Origin of the sequence: Bradyrhizobium genosp. SA-4 str. CB756 (assembly GCF_000473125.1) — a bacterium.
GTDB lineage: Bacteria > Pseudomonadota > Alphaproteobacteria > Rhizobiales > Xanthobacteraceae > Bradyrhizobium > Bradyrhizobium arachidis.
In genome coordinates this window covers 2450693-2470886 of sequence record NZ_KI421499.1, presented here as the reverse complement: position 1 = coordinate 2470886, position 20194 = coordinate 2450693, and the positions used below count along the sequence as shown (strand labels likewise).

20 protein-coding genes are annotated in these 20194 nt (G+C 65.6%); 11 read left to right on the top strand and 9 right to left on the bottom strand.

All coding sequences use genetic code 11. From position 1 onward, the window contains the following. The first annotated feature begins 15 nt into the window (after nucleotides 1-15). Nucleotides 16-1755: a hypothetical protein gene (locus BRAGE_RS0112205; protein ID WP_027559674.1), complete on the top strand. Its 1740-nt coding sequence runs from the start codon at nucleotides 16-18 to the stop codon at nucleotides 1753-1755. Between the two features lie 121 nt (nucleotides 1756-1876). Here BRAGE_RS0112205 and BRAGE_RS0112200 read toward each other — a convergent pair whose 3' ends face one another. Then, on the bottom strand, nucleotides 1877-2725 hold the full coding sequence (locus BRAGE_RS0112200) for a cell envelope integrity EipB family protein (protein WP_027559675.1): 849 nt from the start codon (nucleotides 2723-2725) through the stop codon (nucleotides 1877-1879). Between the two features lie 256 nt (nucleotides 2726-2981). Here BRAGE_RS0112200 and BRAGE_RS0112195 point away from each other — a divergent pair, with 256 nt between their 5' ends. From BRAGE_RS0112195 to BRAGE_RS0112180, 4 genes are all read left to right on the top strand, one after another. After that, nucleotides 2982-3449, top strand: a complete 468-nt coding sequence (locus BRAGE_RS0112195; protein ID WP_014494672.1) for a RidA family protein — start codon at nucleotides 2982-2984, stop codon at nucleotides 3447-3449. Nucleotides 3450-3454: 5 nt separating this feature from the next. Next, entirely contained in the window at nucleotides 3455-4201 is a 747-nt protein-coding gene (locus tag BRAGE_RS0112190) for a glycerophosphodiester phosphodiesterase (RefSeq protein WP_027559676.1), read from the top strand. Between the two features lie 129 nt (nucleotides 4202-4330). Next, on the top strand, nucleotides 4331-5572 hold the full coding sequence (locus BRAGE_RS0112185; RefSeq protein WP_027559677.1) for a GNAT family N-acetyltransferase: 1242 nt from the start codon (nucleotides 4331-4333) through the stop codon (nucleotides 5570-5572). Between the two features lie 63 nt (nucleotides 5573-5635). Then, on the top strand, nucleotides 5636-6061 hold the full coding sequence (locus tag BRAGE_RS0112180; RefSeq protein WP_027559678.1) for an HIT family protein: 426 nt from the start codon (nucleotides 5636-5638) through the stop codon (nucleotides 6059-6061). A 3-nt stretch (nucleotides 6062-6064) separates the two neighbouring features. Here BRAGE_RS0112180 and tsaA read toward each other — a convergent pair whose 3' ends face one another. The 4 genes from tsaA to BRAGE_RS0112160 form a co-directional block, all read right to left on the bottom strand. Continuing rightward, nucleotides 6065-6556 carry a tRNA (N6-threonylcarbamoyladenosine(37)-N6)-methyltransferase TrmO gene (gene tsaA / locus BRAGE_RS0112175; RefSeq protein WP_027559679.1) on the bottom strand — a complete coding sequence of 164 codons (492 nt, stop codon included), beginning with the start codon at nucleotides 6554-6556 and terminating at the stop codon, nucleotides 6065-6067. Between the two features lie 32 nt (nucleotides 6557-6588). Continuing rightward, entirely contained in the window at nucleotides 6589-6939 is a 351-nt protein-coding gene (locus BRAGE_RS0112170; RefSeq protein WP_027559680.1) for an AzlD domain-containing protein, read from the bottom strand. Next, nucleotides 6936-7676, bottom strand: a complete 741-nt coding sequence (locus BRAGE_RS0112165) for an AzlC family ABC transporter permease (RefSeq protein WP_027559681.1) — start codon at nucleotides 7674-7676, stop codon at nucleotides 6936-6938. The genes BRAGE_RS0112170 and BRAGE_RS0112165 overlap by 4 nt, the downstream gene beginning before the upstream one ends. A 107-nt stretch (nucleotides 7677-7783) precedes the next feature. Beyond that, nucleotides 7784-8806 (bottom strand): lytic transglycosylase domain-containing protein, encoded by a 1023-nt coding sequence (locus BRAGE_RS0112160; protein WP_051377851.1) that lies wholly within the window; start codon nucleotides 8804-8806, stop codon nucleotides 7784-7786. 39 nt (nucleotides 8807-8845) lie between these two features. Between BRAGE_RS0112160 and BRAGE_RS0112155 the strand changes: the two genes are divergently transcribed. Together BRAGE_RS0112155 and BRAGE_RS0112150 are read left to right on the top strand one after the other, a co-directional pair. Beyond that, nucleotides 8846-9862 carry a TRAP transporter substrate-binding protein gene (locus tag BRAGE_RS0112155; protein ID WP_027559683.1) on the top strand — a complete coding sequence of 339 codons (1017 nt, stop codon included), beginning with the start codon at nucleotides 8846-8848 and terminating at the stop codon, nucleotides 9860-9862. A gap of 72 nt (nucleotides 9863-9934) precedes the next feature. Next, a complete protein-coding gene (locus tag BRAGE_RS0112150; protein ID WP_027559684.1) occupies nucleotides 9935-10573 on the top strand; it encodes an HAD family hydrolase in 639 nt (212 codons plus the stop codon). A 97-nt stretch (nucleotides 10574-10670) separates the two neighbouring features. On the opposite strand, the gene BRAGE_RS0112145 is transcribed toward BRAGE_RS0112150, so the two are convergent. Both BRAGE_RS0112145 and BRAGE_RS0112140 read right to left on the bottom strand, forming a co-directional pair. After that, nucleotides 10671-11708: a phenylacetaldoxime dehydratase family protein gene (locus tag BRAGE_RS0112145; RefSeq protein WP_027559685.1), complete on the bottom strand. Its 1038-nt coding sequence runs from the start codon at nucleotides 11706-11708 to the stop codon at nucleotides 10671-10673. Nucleotides 11709-11736: 28 nt separating this feature from the next. Beyond that, nucleotides 11737-12753, bottom strand: coding sequence for a carbon-nitrogen hydrolase family protein (locus tag BRAGE_RS0112140; protein WP_027559686.1), 1017 nt, complete (start codon nucleotides 12751-12753; stop codon nucleotides 11737-11739). Between the two features lie 197 nt (nucleotides 12754-12950). On the opposite strand from BRAGE_RS0112140, the gene BRAGE_RS0112135 reads away from it, so the two are divergent. From BRAGE_RS0112135 to BRAGE_RS48455, 4 genes are all read left to right on the top strand, one after another. Then, nucleotides 12951-13907 (top strand): helix-turn-helix domain-containing protein, encoded by a 957-nt coding sequence (locus BRAGE_RS0112135; RefSeq protein WP_027559687.1) that lies wholly within the window; start codon nucleotides 12951-12953, stop codon nucleotides 13905-13907. Nucleotides 13908-14002: 95 nt separating this feature from the next. Then, nucleotides 14003-14239 carry a hypothetical protein gene (locus tag BRAGE_RS0112125; RefSeq protein WP_027559688.1) on the top strand — a complete coding sequence of 79 codons (237 nt, stop codon included), beginning with the start codon at nucleotides 14003-14005 and terminating at the stop codon, nucleotides 14237-14239. A gap of 116 nt (nucleotides 14240-14355) precedes the next feature. After that, entirely contained in the window at nucleotides 14356-15381 is a 1026-nt protein-coding gene (locus tag BRAGE_RS0112120) for an aldo/keto reductase (protein ID WP_027559689.1), read from the top strand. A gap of 165 nt (nucleotides 15382-15546) precedes the next feature. Beyond that, nucleotides 15547-16968, top strand: a complete 1422-nt coding sequence (locus tag BRAGE_RS48455) for an MFS transporter (RefSeq protein WP_051377849.1) — start codon at nucleotides 15547-15549, stop codon at nucleotides 16966-16968. Nucleotides 16969-17064: 96 nt separating this feature from the next. On the opposite strand, the gene clpA is transcribed toward BRAGE_RS48455, so the two are convergent. Together clpA and clpS are read right to left on the bottom strand one after the other, a co-directional pair. After that, nucleotides 17065-19476 (bottom strand): ATP-dependent Clp protease ATP-binding subunit ClpA, encoded by a 2412-nt coding sequence (gene clpA, locus BRAGE_RS0112110; RefSeq protein ID WP_027559690.1) that lies wholly within the window; start codon nucleotides 19474-19476, stop codon nucleotides 17065-17067. A gap of 282 nt (nucleotides 19477-19758) precedes the next feature. After that, nucleotides 19759-20091, bottom strand: a complete 333-nt coding sequence (clpS, locus tag BRAGE_RS0112105; RefSeq protein ID WP_027559691.1) for an ATP-dependent Clp protease adapter ClpS — start codon at nucleotides 20089-20091, stop codon at nucleotides 19759-19761. Nucleotides 20092-20194: the final 103 nt, after the last annotated feature.

Here is a 20194-nt window from a genome sequence, read left to right as displayed (position 1 = left end):
ACCAGGAGAAATGCGATGACTGACGTAGTACAGCCGGGCGACACTCTGGCGGTCGGCTCCGGGGCGACCGTCGACGGGACCTTGGTCCTGTGGAGCGGTACGCTCGAGATCCACGCCGGCGGCACCGCCAACGGGACGGTGGTCAATGGCGGCGGCGTGCTGGTGGTGGACGCCGGCGGGACGGCTGTCGACTCTTTCCTCGGCGGCCTTGCCGTCGAGAACGTGTTCGGCACCGACATCAACGCGACGATCGCCGGCGGCGCCGTCATGAACATCTTCAACGGCGGCAAGGCGATCGACACCACCTTGGACGGCGCCACGCAGAACGTCTACTCCGGCGGCACGGCGAGCGGCACGACCGGCGGCGGCGTTCAGGCCATCTATGACGGCGGCATCGCGACCGGAACCAACCTGAGCGCCGGCGCGCAATGGGTCTATTCCGGCGGCGTGGCCAGCGGCACGACGCTCGGCAACGCCATCTACCAGGCCGTCTATGGCGGCGCGACCGTGAGCGGCACCACCATTGCCGGCGGCCAGCAGGACGTCGTCGGCCTTGCGATCAACACGACGATGACCAGCGGGTGGCAGTTCATCGGAAACGGCGGTGTCGCGAACAACACCGCCATGAGCGGCGGCTTCGAATATGTGCTGGCCGGCGGCACGGCCAACGGCGCGCATATGAGCGGTGGCGCCCAGATCGTCTGGGACGGCGTCGCCAACAACACGGTGATGACCGGCGGCACGCAGACCGTGCTCGGCGGCGGCGTGGTGAGCGGCACGACCCTGACCAGCGCAACGCAGCAGGTGCAGATCTACGGCTTCGCGGTCGGTACGGTGGTCAACCGCGGCGGCTACGAAGTCGTCACTTCGGGCGGCGTCACCAGCGGCACGATCGTCAACAGCGGCGGCTACGAGTTCGTTAGCGCAGGCGGAAGCTCGTTCGCGACCACGGTCAATCGTGGCGGCTACGAGATCGTCAGCGCCGGTGCCACCTCGACGAACACGACCGTGAATTCCGGCGGCTACGAGGTCGTCGACACCGGCGGCATCTCGAAGAATGCCACGGTGCTGGCCGGCGGCTACGCCATGATCCAGGTCGGCGGCCTTGCGATGAACATGGTCATCAGCGCCGGATACCAGTTCGTCTACGGCACTGCCGACAACACCACCAATCTGGGTGGCATCGAGTACGTCTATGGCGTCGTCGATGACACCGTGATCGGAAATCACGGCAAGGAGAACGTCATGGGCATCGCCAACGACACGGTGGTGAACAGCGGCGGCCTCCAGACCGTGTCCGGCGGCATCACCAACGGAACGATCGTCCACAGCGGCGGCGTCGAGCTCGTGAACAGCGGCGTCGCCAACGGCACGATCATCTCCGGTGGTCTCGCGCATGTTGCCGTAGGCGGGGCTGCGGTCGACGTCACGTTCGAGGGCGAAGGCGGCACGCTTCAGCTCGACAGCTCCGACCTGTTTTCGGGTCAGATCTCCGGCTTCGGCGACACCGATATCATCGATCTCCGCGACATCGCCTTCGGCGCGGGGACGACGCTGGGCTACGCAGCCGATCCCGGCAACGGCGGCGGCACGCTGACAATCAGCGACGGCGTCAATTCAGCCTCGCTGGCCCTGCTCGGCCAGTACTCGGCCGCGAACTTCGCGCTGGCTTCGGATGGACATGGCGGCACCATGATCACCGAGCACATCGCCGTGCAGCAGGCGAACCTCGCGCCCAACGCGCTGGCGGCTTGATCGCGAACGGCGGCGGAGCCTCGGCTCCGCATGCCCTGAAACATCGAGGGCGCAGCCTTTCCGAGGCTGCGCCCTTTTTCTTCAAGCTGTTGGCGCGCAAATGCTCGCCGGGACTTGGTGCCTAGTTACAGGGCTTGCTGTCCTTGACGTCGAATTTGCCCATGGCGCCGGAAATGACGAAATCGTTGTAGTCGAGCACGAGCTGGCGGGAGACGCCGTTCTCGTAGAGCTCGAACGCCATCGCATAGACCGGCGTCTGCTCGCCTTCCTTCTGCTGGGACTCGCGGTCGAAATAGCTGACGGTGACGGGCCAGCGCCTGAGCGACTTCATGTGCTCGTCGGAGGTCGACGGATCGGATGAGGTGGCGGCGCGGTCGGCAGGGATCGGCTGGCCGATCACGGTCAGCGTGTTGTAGACCTTTTGGCCGTCGTCCGAGCCGTCATAGACGGAGAGCTCGAGCAGCGACTTGCCGTCCTTGGCAGCAGCGATGATGCGCTGGATCTGCTCGGTCGGGAACACGATCTTGCCGTCGAGGGTGAAGGTCTTGGGCGCCGGCAACTTTAGCTTGACATTGATGTGGTCGCCGTCGCGCTCCGCCGAGCCGTCGACCCGGCCGGCATCGGCCTCGTTCATCCGCGTCTCGATCTTGAAGCGGTAGCTTTTTCCCGCGGCATCTTCCCAGGAATTGGAGCGGAGGTCGCTGAGCGTGACCTTGCCCTCGCCGCTGTCGAGCTCGGAGACCTGGCGGAATTCGGAGGTGTAGCCCTCGCAGGAGCTCCCGGTGAAGTTGTAGAGAATGCGGCCGCGCGCGCTGTTGACCGAATTGGAGCGCGATTTCACCAAGCTCAAATCATACAGCGCCTGGTGCGCGAGGAACGGACCGTTGGCGGCCTGCGCCCCGCAGCCGGGGCCGAAACTGGCCGCCGCGAGCGCCATCACACCGAGCGAAGTCCGGAAAAGGTGCACCATGTCTGTTCCTTGGAGACGCGTCCTTGGCGAAAGCGCAGATTCGACATTTTAATGACTGTTCCATTGCGTCGCAACTGAGGCCGTTTCACGTAAAGTTGCGGCCTTTGCGTTGAACCGCCTGCCCTGCCTCAACAAAATGCGTCGCCTCCGGTTGCTTGCATGTGGCGGTACGATGGGCGAAACAGGACGTGCCGGGCCAACAGATAGCGCCCCGGCTGACGAATCCTGGACGAATTTTTGGACAACGAGGTCGAACATGGCGGGCACGGTCGAGCAGAAACTGGCGGAACAGGGCATCAAGCTGCACGAGGCCCCCACCCCCGTCGCCAACTACGTGCCGTTCGTGCGCACCGGCAATCTGCTGTTCGTCTCCGGCCAGGTCTGCTTCGACCCTGCCGGCAAGCTGATCGCCAAGGGCAAGCTCGGCGCCGGCGTCTCGATCGAGGACGGCGCTGCGGCGGCGCGCGGCTGCGCGGTCAACCTGCTGGCCCAGGTCAAGGCTGCCCTCGGCGACCTCGACAAGGTCGTGCGCGTGGTACGCCTCGGCGGCTTCATCAACTCGGCGCCGGACTTTCTGGACGGGCCGAAGGTGCTGAACGGCGCCTCCGACCTGATGGTCGCCGCCTTCGGTGACAAGGGTCGCCACGCCCGCACCACCGTCGGAGTCGCCTCGCTGCCCGCGGATGCGGCGGTCGAGGTCGAAGGCGTGTTCGAGGTCGCCTGACGCGCATGCGCGCTCCGGATTGGCTGACAGCCCGGCCGGTCGCCCATCGCGGCCTGCACGACATCTCCCGCGGCATCGTCGAGAACATGCCGGGCGCGGTGCAGGCTGCGATCGCCGGAAATTTCGCGATCGAGGTCGACATCCAGCTCTCCGCCGACGGCGAGGCGATGATCCACCACGACCACGCGCTCGGCCGTCTCACCGAGGCGACCGGCGAGGTGGTCTCGAAGACCGCGGCGGAGCTGAGGGCGATCAAGTTCAAGGACACCGACGAGCGGATGATGTCGCTCAGCGATCTCTGCGCCATGGTCGCCGGCCGCGTGCCGCTGGTGATCGAGGTGAAGAGCCATTTTGGCGGCGACCGCAAGCTGGTGAAGCGGATGGCCGAGGTGCTGGCGTCCTATGACGGCCCCGCCGTCGGGATGTCCTTCGATCCCGACCAGGTGCTGGCGCTGCGCGAGCTGTTGCCGAGCCGCCCGCGCGGCATCGTCGCGCAGCAGACCTATGAGGACGAGTACTGGGCCTACCTGACCCAGGAGCAGCGCGACAGCATGCTGTACCTGCGCCACGGTTTTCAGACCCAGCCGCATTTCGTCGCCTTCAAGGTCGACCACCTCCCGGCCCCCGCCCCCTGGATCGCCCGCAACGTGTTCGGCTGCGCCCTGCTGGGCTGGACCGTTCGCACACCCGAGCAGCGGACGCGGGTCGGGCAGTATGCCGATCAGATGATCTTTGAGGGATTCGTGCCGTAGGCTTGCCAACGGCGCTTTCGTGTCCCGGAGGCGCTGCAACGCGCCAGCGTTGCTGCGCAGAGCCGAGGCACGAGAGCTGTGTTCCCCCGCCTCTTGAAGTCGCTGCTGCAATGCACGATCTTGGGATCGATGGCATCATCTGAAATCACGCTCGAGGCGGTCCCTTCCATTGGCGAGGTGTCTGCCGAGGATTGGGACGCCTGCGCCAATCCCGGCGGCAAGTGCAATGGGCTTGGCGCGGGAACCTCATCCGCTCGTCCAGGCGGCTCCCTCGGCCTCTCAAAACCGGCCTATAACCCGTTCGTCTCACACGCATTTTTATCTGCCGTCGAGAAATCGGGTTCGGCAACGATCCGCACCGGCTGGGGACCGCGCCACCTCGTGGCCAAGATCGGCGGCCGCGTCGCAGGCGTCGTGCCTTGCTATCTCAAATCACACAGCCAGGGCGAATACGTCTTCGACCGCGGTTGGGCTGATGCCTATGAGCGCGCCGGCGGACGGTACTATCCAAAGCTTCAGGTCTCGGTTCCCTTCACGCCGGCCACGGGCCCACGGCTGCTGGTGCGCGACGGCGTCGACCATGAGCATATCACCGAGGCGCTGGCGAGCGGGCTGGTCGCGCTGTGCGGTGTCAGCAAGGCTTCCTCGGTGCATGTCACCTTCGCCCGCGAGACGGAGTGGAAGCTGCTGGCCCAGCACGGCTTCCTCCAGCGCACCGACCAGCAGTTCCATTGGCGCGACGAGGGCTTTGCGAGTTTTGACGATTTTCTGGCGACGCTGAACTCGCGCCACCGCAAATCGATCAAGCGCGAGCGGCGCGATGCGCTGGCGGCCGGCATCAGCATCCACTGGCTCACCGGCAAGGACATCACCGAAGACGCCTGGGACGCGTTCTTCGAATTCTACATGGAGACCGGCTCGCGCAAATGGGGCCGGCCGTATCTCACGCGCGAATTCTTCTCGCTGGTCGGCGAGACCATGGCAGAGGACGTGCTGCTGGTGATGGCCCGCCGCAACGACCGCTGGATCGCGGGCGCGATCAACTTCATCGGCTCGGACACGCTGTTCGGCCGCAACTGGGGTGCGGTCGAGCATCATCCCTTCCTGCATTTCGAGGTCTGCTACTATCAGGCGATCGATTTCGCCATCAAGCGCGGCCTCACCCATGTCGAGGCGGGCGCTCAAGGAGAGCACAAGATCGCGCGCGGCTACCTGCCGCGCACGACCCATTCCGCCCATTTCATTGCCGATCCCGGCCTGCGCCGCGCCATCGGCGATTACCTCAAGCGCGAGCGCGCCTATGTTGCGGAAGCCGGACGAGAGCTCGCCGAGCTCGGCCCGTTCCGCAAAGGCATCGGCGAGGCGCCTTGACGGTTTGCCGTCGCTGGTGACAGTAAGCGCAAAATTCCAAGCTCAGAATTCCTGGGAGCCGCCATGACCGCCTACGACACCAACAACATCTTCGCAAAGATCCTGCGCGGCGAGCTGCCCTGCAACAAGGTCTATGAGGACGAGCACGTCTTCGCCTTCCTCGACATCATGCCGCGCGTGCCCGGCCACACGCTGGTGATCCCGAAGACCCCTGCCCGCAACATCCTCGACATCAAGCCGGACGACTACGCCCATGTCGCGCGCGGCGCGCACAAGATCGCCGCCGCCGCGATGAAGGCATTCGACGCCGACGGCATCACCGTGCAGCAGTTCAACGAGCCTGCCGGCGGACAGGTGGTGTTTCATCTCCACATGCACGTGATGCCACGCCATGACGGCGTCGCGATGCTGCCGCCGGCGAGCCGCAAGGAAGACATCAAGGTGCTCGAGGAGCATGCGGCGAAGCTGATTGCGGCGCTGAAGGGCTGAGCCTCATTCCGTCTGAAAGTCCCCCGGCTGCGGCGCGGCCAGCGGGGTGAATTCGCAGCGATCGGGCTTGATGTCGATCAGCGGCGTGTTGTCGATGCAGTCGAGGCCGCGCACCAGAATCGTATTTCCCTCGATGCCGACCAGCTTCACGATCGAGGTGCCGATCGGATTGGGCCGCACCGGCGAGCGCAGCGAGAAGGTGCCGCGGGTCTTCTCGTTGTTCTTCGGGCTTTGCAGAACGATGTCGCGGCGCGACTTGTCGAGCCAGTACAGCACTTCGAGATTGCTGTAGAAATCGACGCCCTTGATCGCGGGCACGAACGGCTCAAAAATCTCGAGCCGGCAGATCGGGCCGTCATGACGCCCCTGCCGCGGCGTCTCCAGCCGCGAGGTCCAGGGCGTACGGATGCGGCCGATGAAGACGAGGCCGGCATCCTCCACAGGCGGCAGCTCGATGGCGACCTCGCCCTCGCGGAGCTCGTTTTCGCGAACCATATTTCCAGTTCCTTGGCTGTTCACCGGCGGTTTTAGCCCAACCACCATTTGCCGGCCAGCATGAAGAGTTCGCCCGTCACCACGCCCGCGAAAATCGAGCGGCGGGTCAGCAGGAAGACGATGAGGCCGGCGCCGACCGCACCGTAGCGCAAGGCATCCGGCACGCTGGCCAGCGCGCCCGGCGGCTGGACCACGATCTGGGCGATGACGCCGGCCAGGATCGCGGTCGCGACCGCCCTCACCCAGACCAGCAACTCCGAACCCTCGTCGATGCCGCCACCGAACCACAGGCCCAGCATGCGCCAGATCTGGTTGGGAACGACGCCGGCGACGAACAGCACGACGAGCGCATGCCAGTCGCCGATGAGCTGCGCGTAGCTCATGCGCGCACCTCGCGCCACCAATGCACGCCATAGGCGATGGTGCCGGCCACAAGGCCGCTGACGAGGATGTCGAGCCCGGAGTTCATCTTCGCGGCCAGCGGATAGAGTAGAACCCCGAGCGCCAGCGCAACGACGTCGGCGACCTCACGGCTGTTGCGCGCGGTCGAGAACAGGAACGACAGCGGCGTCAGCATCAGGATCGCCGCGCCCAGCGTCTGCGTCAGGTTGGCGGCGAGGAAATAGCCGACCGTGTTGGCGGTGAGGCACACCGAGACCAGACCGAAGCCAAGCCCGTTGACGAAGGCGATCCGCCGCTCGCGCGGCACCTGCGGCAGGAAGCGATGGCACTCGACCCACAGCGTCACGGCGGTGAGATGCGCCGCAAAGAACAGCTCCCGCCGCTTGGTCGTCGGCGTGCGCATCAGCGGCAGCACCGAGACCACCATGGGAAACAGGCGGATGGCGCTGACGGTCACCGCGATCGCCGACTGGATGATGGTCGCACCCGACCCGAGCGTGGTGATCAGGATGATCTGCGCCGGACCTGCCCAGACGAACAGCGTCGAGCAGAGCGCCCACAGCAGGCTGAAATGGCTGTCATGGGCGAGCGCGCCGATGCCCAGATAGGTCGCGAACAGGACGAGCGTGAGGATCGTCTGCATGATCGAGCGCAGCCCCCAGCCGAAGGCGCGCCAGGGACTTTGCCATTGAGGGGAATCGAGTGGAGGAAGCGCCAAGGGACGGCCGGCCGAGGTTGCGGAATCGTGCCTGCATAACGGGCAATGCGGCGGCCCGCGTCAAGGAAGCACGCGGCGGGGCTGGCATGCGCGGGGAGACAGCAGACCTACCCGCTCACGCCCCGGTTCTTCAGCACGAAGCAGGCGCCGCCGGCCTTGCGGATCTTATTGCACAGATCATCCGCCTCGTTGCGGGTGTCCGCGCCGATGCGCACCTGGTAGAACGCGCGCGTGCCACGGCTGCGCATCACCGAGCTCAGCAGGCTCGGATCACGCTCGCCGATCACGGCGCTCAGCTTCGTGACGGCCCGGGAATACATCGCCAGCGCCTTGTTGCGGTCGAAGCCGGCCGCGAGCTGCACGCCCCAGATCTTTGCGGCGGCGAGCTCCACATGCTGCTCGAGCTCGGCGACGAACGGATTTGGCGCGCGCTTGAGCAGCGCCATCAGATCGCGGCAGCTGGTCGGCGGCGAGCTCGGCGGCCCCTTGCCGGTGCTGCCGGCCTTGGCCCATGCATCGACGCTCGCGCCGGTGATGGCATAGACATAGTTGCGGGTCTGCTCCGGCATGCCGCCGGTGCCGGCGAGCCATTCCTGCACCCGACGCGGGCCGGCATTGTAGGCGGCGGCCGCGAGGCCGAGATTGCCGAACTGGTTCCGCAGCTCGTTCAAGAATTCGGCCGACTTCGGCAGCGCCTGGACAGGATTGAAGGGATTGAGCAGCCCGCGCTCGCTCGCGGTGCCCGGCATGAACTGCGCGATCCCCTGGGCATGCTCGCCGCTACGCGTCATCGGCCCCACCGCATCGGCCTGGAAGCGGCTCTCCTGCCAGATCACGCGGGCGAAGAACTCCAGCGGCAGGTTGGCATCGCGGGCCGCAGCTTCGACGATCAGGCAGATCGATTCCCGCGTGTCACTCTCGCGCGCATCCGCCGGCTTTGGCGGCGGCATCGCAAGCTCCTCGACGCTGGGAACAGCGACATTGGTCTTTGCCGGCGAGCTGTCCCACGCCGCCGCCTGCGACGTCGGGACGAGCAGCGCGACAACGAGGATTGACGCAATTCGCGCCAACTCTGCCCAAGCAACGCTGTGGCGCCTACCGGCGCCACATGCGACAAGATGATCCGCCATGTTGTGGCATCGTGCCATGGTTCGACGAGTTGCCAATATATGCTGCCTGACCTGTTTCTCCCAATGCACTCCCCCGCCAAACGGATCCGCGCGATCCTGGCCCTAGCCGCCCTCGTCCTGTCCGCCGCGCCGGCACTGGCGCAAGTCAGCTGGCGGATGACCACCGAATACCCGCAAAACAACATTTCCGGCATTGGCCTCACCACTTTCGCCGATCGCGTCGCAGTGCGCACAAACGGTTTCGTGACTGTGACGAGCGCGTTCGACAACGAGCTCAAGATCAATTCAGGCGAGATGCCGCGAGCGGCGCTGGATGGCCGCATCGCCGGTGGCGATGCCTTTGCGGGCGCGCTGTCCGGCCTCGACCCGGTGCTCGGCCTGTCCACCCTGCCCTTCCTGGTGCAATCGGTCGACGTCGCGCGCGCCACCAATGCGCGGGCCCGCACGCTCTACGAGAAGGCGTTCGCCACTCGCGGGCTGAAGCTGCTCTATGTGACGATCTGGCCGGCGACGGGCCTCTGGTCCGATCATGCGCTCGGCGGCGCCGACGATTTGCCGAAGCTGAATTTGCGCGCCTACGACGCCAATTCCAGCGCGGTGATGCGCACCGCCGGCGCCAATGCGCAGTTCCTACCGATGGACAAGGCGCTCGCCGGACTGAAGGAACACCAGCTGAACGCCTTCCTCACCTCCGGCGATGGCGGTGCGGGACGCAAGCTCTGGGACTTCCTGCCGCATTTCACGGCCATCAATTATGCGATGCCGATCTCGATCGCCTTCGTCCGCAGCGAAGCGTTCGCGGAGCTGTCCGAGCCGATGCAGCGCGAGGTGATGGCGGCCGCGGCCGAGACCGAGCAGAGCCAGTTCGCGCTGCTCGCCCATCGCACCGCCGAAAATTACGCGCGCATGCGCGACAACGGCGTCACCATCGCCGAGCCCGCGCCGCAATCTCTCATCGGAGCGCTCCGCAACGCCGCGACCGGCACGATCGCCACCTGGGAAGCCCAGGCCGGTCCAGACGCCGCAGCGATCGTCGCATGGGCCCGGCAGCAATGACGCGACGGGCCTTGACTTGACGCCTGATCCGACTAGCAACGGACCCGTCTTACCCCAAGGGGACGGGCCCGGATGCAAACAATCTATTTTGATCTTGACGGCACGCTGACCAACCCGAAACCCGGGATCACCCGCTCGATCCAGTACGCCCTGGAGCGGCTGAACGTCGCGGTGCCGAGCGAGGACGAGCTGACCTGGTGCATCGGCCCGCCCCTGCATGCCAGCTTGGAGAAGCTCACCGGCAGCTCGGAACTCGCCGACCGCGCGCTCCTGCTTTATCGCGAGCGCTTCAGCGATGTCGGCCTGTTCGAGAACGAGGCCTATGGCGGGATCAAGGACACATTGTCCTCGATTGCCGCGACGCATCAGCGCATGTTCGTGGCGACCAGCAAGCCGGCAGTCTATGCCACCCGCATCGTCGATCATTTCGGCCTGCGGCCCTATTTCGAGCGCGTGTTCGGCTCCGAGCTCGACGGCACGCGCGTCGACAAGCGCGACCTGCTGCGCTATGCGCTCGACGAGGCCAAGGTCGATCCCGCCGATGCGATCATGATCGGCGACCGCAGCCATGACGTGGTCGGCGCGCGCACCAACGGCATGACCGCGATCGGTGTGCTCTACGGCTATGGCAGCGAGGCCGAGCTGCGGGATGCCGGCGCGCATCACATCTGCGCCGCGCATCCCGAGCTGCTCGGCCACTGCGTGGCCTAAAGCATGATCCGGAAAAGTGCGCAGCGGTTTTCCGAAAAGATCATGCTCAAACAATAAGCTAAAGCGCGATGACGATTCATCCTAATCTCATCGCGCTTTAGGCGCTGACGGTTTCCACCGCCGCAAGCATGCCGGTCCTCGCGTGGCAGTTCCGATACTCGAAGAACTGCTCGTCCGCGGCAGCCACCGTGACCTCGTGATAAAGCCGCAGCTTGGCTGACGGCCCGAGCGTCGAGAGGTATTTCATCGCGGCGCCGAAGATCCTGACATGGGTCGGATGCGACTCCGCCCAGCGCTCGAGCGCAGCGAGGCTCTTCCACCAGCTCTGGCCGTAGGACTTTTCGCTCGCGCTGCCGTCATCCGCGAGCACGCGCATGTAGCGGTTGGCGTAGCAGCCGATGCCAAGGCCGTCGTCGCGCAGAAAATCCATGCCCTCACGCAGCACCGGCTCGACGTCGTCGAGATAGAGCTTCCGCTCGGACGCCTCGGTATCGCTCCAGTCCTGCCCCGAGCGGATCAGGCACAGATTATCGTGTGCCTTGACGCGGAGTCGCGCGCCATCGCGGATCAGCTCAGGCGCACCGCCCGGCGACATCGGATCGGTCTGCGACAGCGGAATGCGATCGCGCATGCCGCCCCAATAAGCGTGCTCCTGTATCTCGCCGCTCATGCCGCCTGCGATGACGGCGACGCCTTCGGGCCGGTCGGGCGAGGAGAACAGCGTCTCGTGCCGCGCGACGGCAGGACGCAGCACCTCGATGAAGGTGCCGATGCCTTCGCGCGGCTTTCCAGTCCAGGCCTCGCGCGCCGGCGCAAACCAGGCGTCGAAGCGCGCGACGTCGTCCCAATAGGCCACCGAGACGATGGTCTCGTAGCCGGCCTGGTCGACATAATGCGCGCGGTCCCAATGCGGTGGGCCGTTCTCCACGAAGAGCCCGGCGATGTCTTCCAGCGCCGCTGTTGCGGCCGCCGGCGCCGTGCCGCGATATTGGATACCGAAATAGGCCATCACGACGCGGCTCACGGCCGGCTTGTAGCGCGCCACGAAGGACGGATATGGCGGCTGGTAGTCATCAGGCACGCGCTTGTGGCGCGTACGCGCCGTTTCGAGATGCAGAGGAATTGCGGATTCCATGATCGTGCTCTCCCCTTGCTCTCGGCGATCAGCTCGCCGCCGCGCCGATGTCCGTGGGCTCGACGGTATCGACCGGCAGTGCAAACTGCTCGACGCGCTTGTAGGGCTTGCTGTTGAGCAGGAGCCGCGTCACGTCCGGCCGCGAATAGTGCCCGGCGGGATCAGCCGCATTCTTGGCGACACCGATGGCTCCGAGATCGATCTCGGCGATCAAGAGGCCCTCCTGGTCCGGCGCCAGCTTGTCACCGATCTGGCTGCCGTCGGGGCCGTAGATCGCGGCAAAGCCGCCGCCGGCATGCAGCAGCGCGTGCTTGTCGGGCCGGTCGCAGAGCTCGTCGATCATCGCCTGCGAGACGGTCGCGCAAGGCGCGAGCACGAAGCAGGAGCCTTCGACCGCATAGACGCGCGAGGCCGCGTTGTTGACCTCCGCCCCGAGCGCTGGCGCGAACGGATCGTAGAGCGAGAAGCTCGGCCAGGCCGCGACATGCACCTGCTCGTTCTGGGCATACATCGCGTATTTCGACAGCGGCTGGAGATGCTCCCAGCAGCACAGCGCCCCCAGGCGCCCGATGTCGGGCCGCGCGTGGACAGCAAGATCGCTGCCGTCCCCCTCGCCATAGACCGTGCGCTCGGCATGGGTCGGCCGCAGCTTGCGGCGCTTTGCGATGGTCTCGCCGTCGGGCCCGATCAGCCATTGCGCGAGATAGAGGCTGCCGCCGTCGCGCTCGGACAGGCCGATCACAGCGGTGAGCCGCGCTTTCCGCACGGCCTCGCGCAGCCGCTCGGCCTGCGGACTGTCATAGGCCAGCGAATTGTCGAAATAGCGCTGCACGAAGCCGCGGCCGATCGCCCAGGCCGGCGAGTCCATCCAGATGTGCCAGGGATAGCCGGGTATGAAGGCCTCGGGAAAGGCGATCAGCTTGGCGCCCTTCTCGGCGGCCTCCCTGATCAGCGCGACCGACTTGTCGATCGAGCCGTCGAGATCGAGCCAGACCGGCGCCGCCTGCACCACCGCCACCTTGTATTTCGGATGTTCGATGCCCATTCCCGCCTCCATTGCCGGTTGATCGGAAGCCACGTCCGATGCAGTCTATTTGGCCAAGCCGGGCGGCCGCGCGCTCGACCGCGGCGGAACAAAAACTCGACTGGACGGAAGCGCCGACCCGGTACGGAATTTGCCTCCGCCAAGGCTCGATCCGCGCCAGCATGCAGTTTTGCAGGATGTGAAAGGGAGGCTTGCCGATGCCAATCCAGTTCACGACAGACGGCAGCCCCGGCTACCGGCGGCTGGCGCTGTGGCAGGACATCGTCTGCGACGTCTTCGTCGGGCTCGACTGCAAGTCCGATCTCGGCAGCGCCTTTCGCGGCTCGGTCACGCAGGCCCCGCTCGGCAAGGCGGTGTGCTCGGAGGTCTGCTCCGACCGCCAGCACGTGTTCCGCACGCCCTCGCGCATCGCGCGTTCGGATCAGGATTTCGTGCTCGTCGCGCTCGGCAACCGCGGTCACGGCGGCGTGGTGCAGGACGGCCGCGAGACCGTGATCCATCCCGGCGAATTCGCGCTCTACGACACCACGCGGCCCTATGAGCTGAAGTTCAACGACGCCTTCACGCAGACCATCTTCAAGGTGCCGCGCGAGATGTTGCAGCGGCGACTCGGCGCCACCGAGACGCTCACTGCGATGTCGTTCGGGGCTGACGCACCGCTGGAGAGGCTGGCGTACGATTTCATCTTCCGGCTTTGCCAGAGCGCGGACCAGCTTGCGCCGGATCATGCCGCGGCCTTGTCGGAGCAGGCCGTCGATCTGTTGGCGATGGCACTGAGCGAACGGCTTGGCAAGGCATCCCTGCCGTCCTCGACTCACCGTTCCGCCCTGCTCTACCGGCTGAAGGCGCACATCCGCGCGCGCCTCTCCGATCCCGAACTCTCGCCGGCGGAAACCGCCGCCGCACTCGGCATCTCGCCGCGCTACGTCAACGATCTGCTCGCCGACGAGGACATGTCGTTCCAGCGCTATGTGCTTGCCGAGCGTCTCGCCCAATGCAGGCGCGACCTCGCTTCGCCCGTGCTTGCGCACCGCCACATCAGCGAGATCGCGTTTGCCTGGGGCTTTAACGACCTCTCGCATTTCGGCCGCGTCTTCCGTGAGCATTTTGGGATGTCGCCGCGCGACTTCCGGCAGAGCCAGCTGCGGCACTGACGGTCAGCCATCACCTCGAGCCTTCGCCGTAAGCGAAGGCAATGCTCGCCAATTCCAGATTGTCTTGCCTCGCAGCCTGGATCAGGCTGGCCCACATGAGGACTCACGGCACGATAAGCGGATCTGAGCTGCTGCTGGGTGTGATCGCGATCCGGCTCGCAGTCCTCGTCCTGGTGGGCTGGAGCCTGACGCTCCTGCCGCGGCAGGCGCGTGACACCGAAGTCGCCTGTTTTCCGGCGGCCGCGACACAGGTCGAGGCGCAGTCTTCGGCAAAGACGCCCGGTCCACGCGTTGCCGATGCCGCACTCGATGACATGCGTCTGCACGACTAGGCCGTTTCCAAGCAAGGCCGGTATGTGAGCGTGGCGTAGGACAGCGCGCGTACTTGCATTACCATTGCACCCCAAGGCCGCACTGATCAATCAGCGGCCGGCCGAGGAGCAGATCAATGGAATACCGACGCTTGGGCCGGTCAGGCCTCATGGTGCCCGCTTTGAGTCTTGGGACCGGCACGTTCGGCGGCGTCGGCCGCCTTGCCGCCTGGGGCACGACGGACGCAACCGAAGCGCGGCGTCTTCTCGATATCTGCCTCGAGGCTGGCGTGTCGATGTTCGACACCGCGAACGTCTATTCGCTCGGCGAATCCGAGCGCGTTCTCGGCGAAGCCATCAAGGGCCGCCGCGACAAGGTGCTGGTCTCGACCAAGGCGACGTTCCGCTTCGGCGATGGCCCCAACGACATCGGCTCGTCGCGGCAGCATCTGCTCACCGCCATCGACGCCTCGCTGAGCCGGCTCGGCACCGATTACATCGACCTGTTCCAGCTCCACGGCTTCGACGCCTTCACGCCGCCCGAGGAGGTGCTCAGCACCCTCGATGTGCTCGTGCGCGCCGGCAAGATCCGCTATGTCGGCGTCTCGAATTTTTCGGGTTGGCACCTGATGAAATCGCTGTCAGTCGCCGACAAGCACGGCTTCCCGCGCTACGTCGCAAATCAGACCTACTATTCGCTGATCGGACGCGACTACGAATGGGAGCTGATGCCGCTCGGCCTCGACCAGGGGCTCGGCGCCGTTGTCTGGTCGCCGCTCGGCTGGGGACGCCTCACCGGAAAAATCCGCCGCGGCCAGCCGAAGCCCGAGGTGAGCCGCCTGCCCAAGACGGCCGAGTTTGGTCCGCCCGTGCCGGACGAGCACGTCTATCGCGTGGTCGATGCGATCGACGAGGTCGCGAAGGAAACCGGCAAGAGCGTGTCGCAGATCGCGCTGAACTGGCTGCTCCAGCGTCCGACGGTGTCGACACTGATCATCGGCGCGCGCAACGAGGCGCAGCTGCGCGAGAATCTCGGCGCGGTCGGCTGGTCGCTGACCAAGGACCAGATCGCCAAGCTCGATGAGGCGAGCAAGGTGACGCTACCCTATCCCTATTGGCACCAGCGCGTGACCTTCACGGACCGTAATCCACCGGCGGTCTAGCAGCCGGTCGATCTGCCTCGGCGCGGGCTTATTGAGCTCTACATCTGGCGCAAGATGACCACGCCGGTCGTGGAGACCGGTTGCGGAACTATCGCGGTCCTGTCCGGTTGGCGCAATACTCCGCCAGCTGGCACGTTTGATTCGCCAAACCAGACGCCGCTCACAATGTCGACAGTCACGATCGAGCAGGCCGACGGCCTGCCGCTGCCGCAGCGCCGATGGGCCATTCTCACCATCGCGCTCGGCATCACGATGTCCGTGATTGACGGCGCCATCGCCAATGTGGCGCTGCCGACCATCGCGGCCGACCTCAAGGCGAGCCCGGCCTTCTCGATCTGGATCGTCAACGGCTACCAGCTCGCCATCACCATCTCGCTGCTGCCGCTCGCCTCGCTCGGCGAGATCGTGGGCTACCGGCGCGTCTACCTGGCCGGACTTGCACTGTTCACCATCGCCTCCGCGTTTTGCGCGGTCGCGCAATCGCTGCCGATGCTGACGATCGCGCGCATCATCCAGGGTTTTGGCGCGGCCGGCATCATGAGCGTCAACACCGCGCTGGTGCGCTTTACCTATCCGCATGCGCTGCTCGGGCGCGGCATTGCGCGCAACGCGCTCGTCGTGGCGGTATCGGCGGCGGTCGGGCCGACGCTGGCATCGGGCATCCTGGCCGTGGGCAGCTGGCCCTGGCTGTTCGCGATCAACGTGCCGATCGGTGCGGTCGCGGTTGTCCTCGGGGCGCGGTGCCTGCCGCACACGCGCCTCGCGGCGCATTCGTTCGACTGGCAGAGCGCGGGGCTGAGCGCCGTCACCTTCGGCGTCGGCATTTTCGCGGTCGACAGCGTCGGCCATGGCGAGCCGCTTCTCACCTGCCTGATCGAATTCGCCATCGCCGCGGTCGCGGGCGCCGCCCTGATCTGGCGCGAGACGCATATGGCCGCGCCGCTGCTGCCGGTTGATCTGCTGCGCATCCCGATCTTCGCGCTGTCGATCGCGACCTCGATCGCCTCCTTCTGCGCCCAGATGCTCGCCTTCGTCGCGATCCCGTTCTACCTGCAAAGCCGCTTCGGCTATTCGGCCGTGCATATGGGGCTATTGATCACGCCCTGGCCGATCACGGTTGCGTTCGCCGCCCCGCTCGCCGGGCGGCTGGTCGAGCACTACCCGGCCGGCCTGCTCGGCGGCATTGGCCTCTTGCTGTTCGCAGGCGGGCTCGCCTCGCTCGCCATGCTGCCGGCCGAGCCCGGCGCCTTCGACATCGCCTGGCGCATGGCGCTCGCCGGCTTCGGTTTCGGCCTGTTCCAGACGCCGAACAACCGCACCATGATCGCCGCCGCCCCGCGCGAGCGCACGGGCGGCGCCAGCGGCATGCTCGGCACCGCCCGGCTGCTCGGCCAGACCACCGGCGCTGCCCTGGTCGCGCTGTTCCTCGGCCGCTATCCGCAGGAAGGAACCAGGATCGCGCTGCTGGCCGCCGTCGGCTTTGCGCTATGCGGCGCACTGCTCAGCATGTTGCGCCTGTCGCCCACCGGCGCGCGCGGCGCCGAGCATGTGCGGGTGCAGGACGGGCAGCGGATGAAGGGCGATTGAGCGCGCGACGCCTGGTTTAGAGCGAGGCGCTGCCGGCTTCGCCAAAACAAAAAGGCCGGCTTTGCAGCCGGCCTTTTCGATTCATGTCGCTCGCGATCAAGCCTTGACCAGCGGGCCCTTCGAGGTCGGCCCCTTCGAGCCGCCGGGGCCGCCGCCCGGCTTGGACTTGCCCGGCGGGCGCTTGCGGGTGCCGGGCAGCTTTTCCTGCTTCGGCGTGACCGGGCCCTCGACGAACTCGAAGCCGATCTTGTCCTTGGTCTCGTCGGCCTCGTCCTTGACGAGGACGACGCGGACGTGGCCACCGCCCTTGAGCTTGCCGAACAGCACCTCGTCGGCCAGCGGCTTCTTGATGTGCTCCTGGATCACGCGTGCCATGGGACGCGCACCCATCTGCTCGTCGTAACCGTGCTGGACCAGCCAGGCCTTGGCGGGTTCGGACAGCTCGATGGTGACGTCGCGATCGCCGAGCTGCGCCTCGAGCTGAAGCACGAACTTCTCGACGACGGTGCCGATCACCTCGACGCTGAGATGGCCGAACGAGACGATGGCATCGAGACGGTTGCGGAATTCCGGCGCGAACTGCCGGTTGATCGCCTCGTGGTCGTCGCCTTCCCGCTTCGAGCGCGTGAAGCCGAACGCCTGCTTGGCGAGATCCGCCGCGCCCGCATTCGTGGTCATGATCAGGATCACGTTGCGGAAGTTGACCTGCTTGCCGTTGTGGTCGGTGAGCCGGCCGTGGTCCATGATCTGGAGCAGCACGTTGTAGAGATCAGGATGTGCCTTCTCGATCTCGTCGAGCAGCACGACGCAATGCGGATGCTGGTCGACGCCGTCGGTGAGCAGGCCGCCCTGGTCGAAGCCGACATAGCCGGGAGGCGCGCCGATCAGGCGCGACACGGTGTGCCGCTCCATGTATTCGGACATGTCGAAGCGCAGCAGCTCGACGCCGAGCGTCGCCGCGAGCTGCTTGGCGACCTCGGTCTTGCCGACGCCGGTCGGACCCGAGAACAGGTAGCAGCCGATCGGCTTCTCCGGCTCGCGCAGGCCGGCACGCGCCAGCTTGATCGAAGCGGCAAGGGACTCGATCGCCCTGTCCTGACCGAACACGGTGCGCTTCAGGGTCTGCTCGAGATGCTTGAGCACCTCGGCATCGTCCTTCGACACGCTCTTCGGCGGGATCCGCGCCATCGAGGCGATCGTGGTCTCGATCTCCTTGATGCCGATGGTCTTCTTGCGCTTGTTCTCGGCCACCAGCATCTGCGCCGCACCGGACTCGTCGATCACGTCGATCGCCTTGTCGGGCAGCTTGCGGTCGTGGATGTAGCGCGAGGACAGCTGCACCGCAGCCTCGATCGCCTCGTTGGTGTATTTCAGCCGGTGGTAGTCCTCGAAATAAGGCTTGAGGCCCTTGAGGATCGCGATCGCATCCTCGACCGTCGGCTCGTTGATGTCGATCTTCTGGAAGCGCCGCACCAGCGCGCGGTCCTTCTCGAAGTGCTGCCGGTATTCCTTATAGGTCGTCGAGCCCATGCAGCGGATGGTGCCCGAGGCGAGCGCCGGCTTGAGCAGGTTCGAGGCATCCATCGCCCCGCCCGAGGTCGCGCCCGCACCGATCACGGTGTGGATCTCGTCGATGAACAGGATAGCGTTGGGATGAGCTTCGAGCTCCTTCAGCACCTGCTTCAGGCGTTCCTCGAAGTCGCCGCGATAGCGCGTGCCGGCGAGCAGCGTGCCCATGTCGAGCGAGAACACGGTTGCAGCCGCCAGAACCTCCGGCACCTCGCTGTCGACGATGCGCTTGGCGAGACCTTCCGCGATCGCGGTCTTGCCGACGCCGGCTTCGCCGACGAACAGCGGGTTGTTCTTCTGCCGGCGGCACAGCACCTGGATCGCACGGTTGATCTCGGAATTGCGTCCGATCACCGGATCGATCTTGCCGTCGCGCGCCTTCTTGTTGAGGTTGACGCAATAGGTCTCGAGCGCCTCGCCCTTCTTCTTGGCGTCCTCGTTGCCCTTGGCCTCGGTCTCCTCGTCGACGCCGCGAACCGGGCGCGCCTCGGACACACCAGGCCGCTTTGCGATGCCGTGGCTGATGTAGTTGACCGCGTCATAGCGCGTCATGTCCTGCTCTTGCAGGAAATACGCTGCATGACTTTCACGTTCGGCGAAGATCGCGATCAGCACGTTGGCGCCGGTCACCTCTTCGCGACCGGACGACTGCACGTGGATCACCGCGCGTTGGATCACGCGCTGGAAACCGGCCGTCGGCTTGGCATCGTCGGCGCCATCCGTCACCAGATTCTCGAATTCGGTCTCAAGATAGTTGACGAGGCTCGTGCGGAGCTTGTCGAGATCGACGCTACAGGCGCGCATGACCGCAGCTGCATCGGAATCGTCGATCAAAGAGAGCAGAAGATGCTCGAGCGTCGCGTATTGGTGATGACGCTCGTTTGCGATCGCCAGTGCACGATGCAGGGATTGTTCAAGGCTTTGGGAAAAAGTCGGCATTCGCGTCCTCTATGGCCCCCACCATCATGATCGCCATCGCCCGGTCAGGCAACAACAACCTTTGTCACATATAGTTATACAAGATCGCGGCGAAAGACCGGTTCCGCGACTCGGCAGCGACACGCCTGCGGTATTTTCAATGCAAAACCCGTTCCGATTTGGGCAGGACTACCCATTTGGGCAGGATTGACGCGCGCGCCGATGTTCGTCGGATCATGCAGCGGGATCTGCTGCCGTCACACACCACACAAACAGAACCACTCTAAGGAACGCGACGCGCGATTACTTCTTTTCCATCACGCATTGCAGCGGATGCTGGTGCTTGCGGGCGAAATCCATCACCTGCGTCACCTTGGTCTCGGCAATCTCGTAGGTGAACACCCCGCACTCGCCGATGCCGTGGTGATGGACGTGCAGCATGATCTTGGTCGCAGCCTCGACATCCTTCTGGAAGAACTTCTCGAGCACGTGGACGACGAATTCCATCGGCGTGTAGTCGTCGTTCAGGATCAGCACGCGATACAGGTTCGGCCGCTTGGTCTTGGGCTTGACCTTGGTGATGACCGACGTGCTCGGCGCAGTCGGGCCGCCCGAGCGGTTGTCGTCATTGCTCATACGCGGAGCGTGGGCAGCGGCTGGCGCGGACAGGTCGAGTCTGGAAGACAGGTGCGGCATGGCTCAGGTGTTCAAATTCCCAACGGAAGCGGATTACGGCTCG

Bases quoted from the DNA above. Each gene is read 5' to 3' on its own strand.
- BRAGE_RS0112205 (WP_027559674.1), top strand. From the start codon at position 16: ATGACTGACGTAGTACAGCCGGGCGACACTCTGGCGGTCGGCTCCGGG.
- BRAGE_RS0112200 (WP_027559675.1), bottom strand. From the start codon at position 2,725: ATGGTGCACCTTTTCCGGACTTCGCTCGGTGTGATGGCGCTCGCGGCG.
- BRAGE_RS0112195 (WP_014494672.1), top strand. From the start codon at position 2,982: ATGGCGGGCACGGTCGAGCAGAAACTGGCGGAACAGGGCATCAAGCTG.
- BRAGE_RS0112190 (WP_027559676.1), top strand. From the start codon at position 3,455: ATGCGCGCTCCGGATTGGCTGACAGCCCGGCCGGTCGCCCATCGCGGC.
- BRAGE_RS0112185 (WP_027559677.1), top strand. From the start codon at position 4,331: ATGGCATCATCTGAAATCACGCTCGAGGCGGTCCCTTCCATTGGCGAG.
- BRAGE_RS0112180 (WP_027559678.1), top strand. From the start codon at position 5,636: ATGACCGCCTACGACACCAACAACATCTTCGCAAAGATCCTGCGCGGC.
- tsaA (WP_027559679.1), bottom strand. From the start codon at position 6,556: ATGGTTCGCGAAAACGAGCTCCGCGAGGGCGAGGTCGCCATCGAGCTG.
- BRAGE_RS0112170 (WP_027559680.1), bottom strand. From the start codon at position 6,939: ATGAGCTACGCGCAGCTCATCGGCGACTGGCATGCGCTCGTCGTGCTG.
- BRAGE_RS0112160 (WP_051377851.1), bottom strand. From the start codon at position 8,806: ATGGCGGATCATCTTGTCGCATGTGGCGCCGGTAGGCGCCACAGCGTT.
- BRAGE_RS0112155 (WP_027559683.1), top strand. From the start codon at position 8,846: ATGCTGCCTGACCTGTTTCTCCCAATGCACTCCCCCGCCAAACGGATC.
- BRAGE_RS0112150 (WP_027559684.1), top strand. From the start codon at position 9,935: ATGCAAACAATCTATTTTGATCTTGACGGCACGCTGACCAACCCGAAA.
- BRAGE_RS0112145 (WP_027559685.1), bottom strand. From the start codon at position 11,708: ATGGAATCCGCAATTCCTCTGCATCTCGAAACGGCGCGTACGCGCCAC.
- BRAGE_RS0112140 (WP_027559686.1), bottom strand. From the start codon at position 12,753: ATGGGCATCGAACATCCGAAATACAAGGTGGCGGTGGTGCAGGCGGCG.
- BRAGE_RS0112135 (WP_027559687.1), top strand. From the start codon at position 12,951: ATGCCAATCCAGTTCACGACAGACGGCAGCCCCGGCTACCGGCGGCTG.
- BRAGE_RS0112125 (WP_027559688.1), top strand. From the start codon at position 14,003: ATGAGGACTCACGGCACGATAAGCGGATCTGAGCTGCTGCTGGGTGTG.
- BRAGE_RS0112120 (WP_027559689.1), top strand. From the start codon at position 14,356: ATGGAATACCGACGCTTGGGCCGGTCAGGCCTCATGGTGCCCGCTTTG.
- BRAGE_RS48455 (WP_051377849.1), top strand. From the start codon at position 15,547: ATGTCGACAGTCACGATCGAGCAGGCCGACGGCCTGCCGCTGCCGCAG.
- clpA (WP_027559690.1), bottom strand. From the start codon at position 19,476: ATGCCGACTTTTTCCCAAAGCCTTGAACAATCCCTGCATCGTGCACTG.
- clpS (WP_027559691.1), bottom strand. From the start codon at position 20,091: ATGAGCAATGACGACAACCGCTCGGGCGGCCCGACTGCGCCGAGCACG.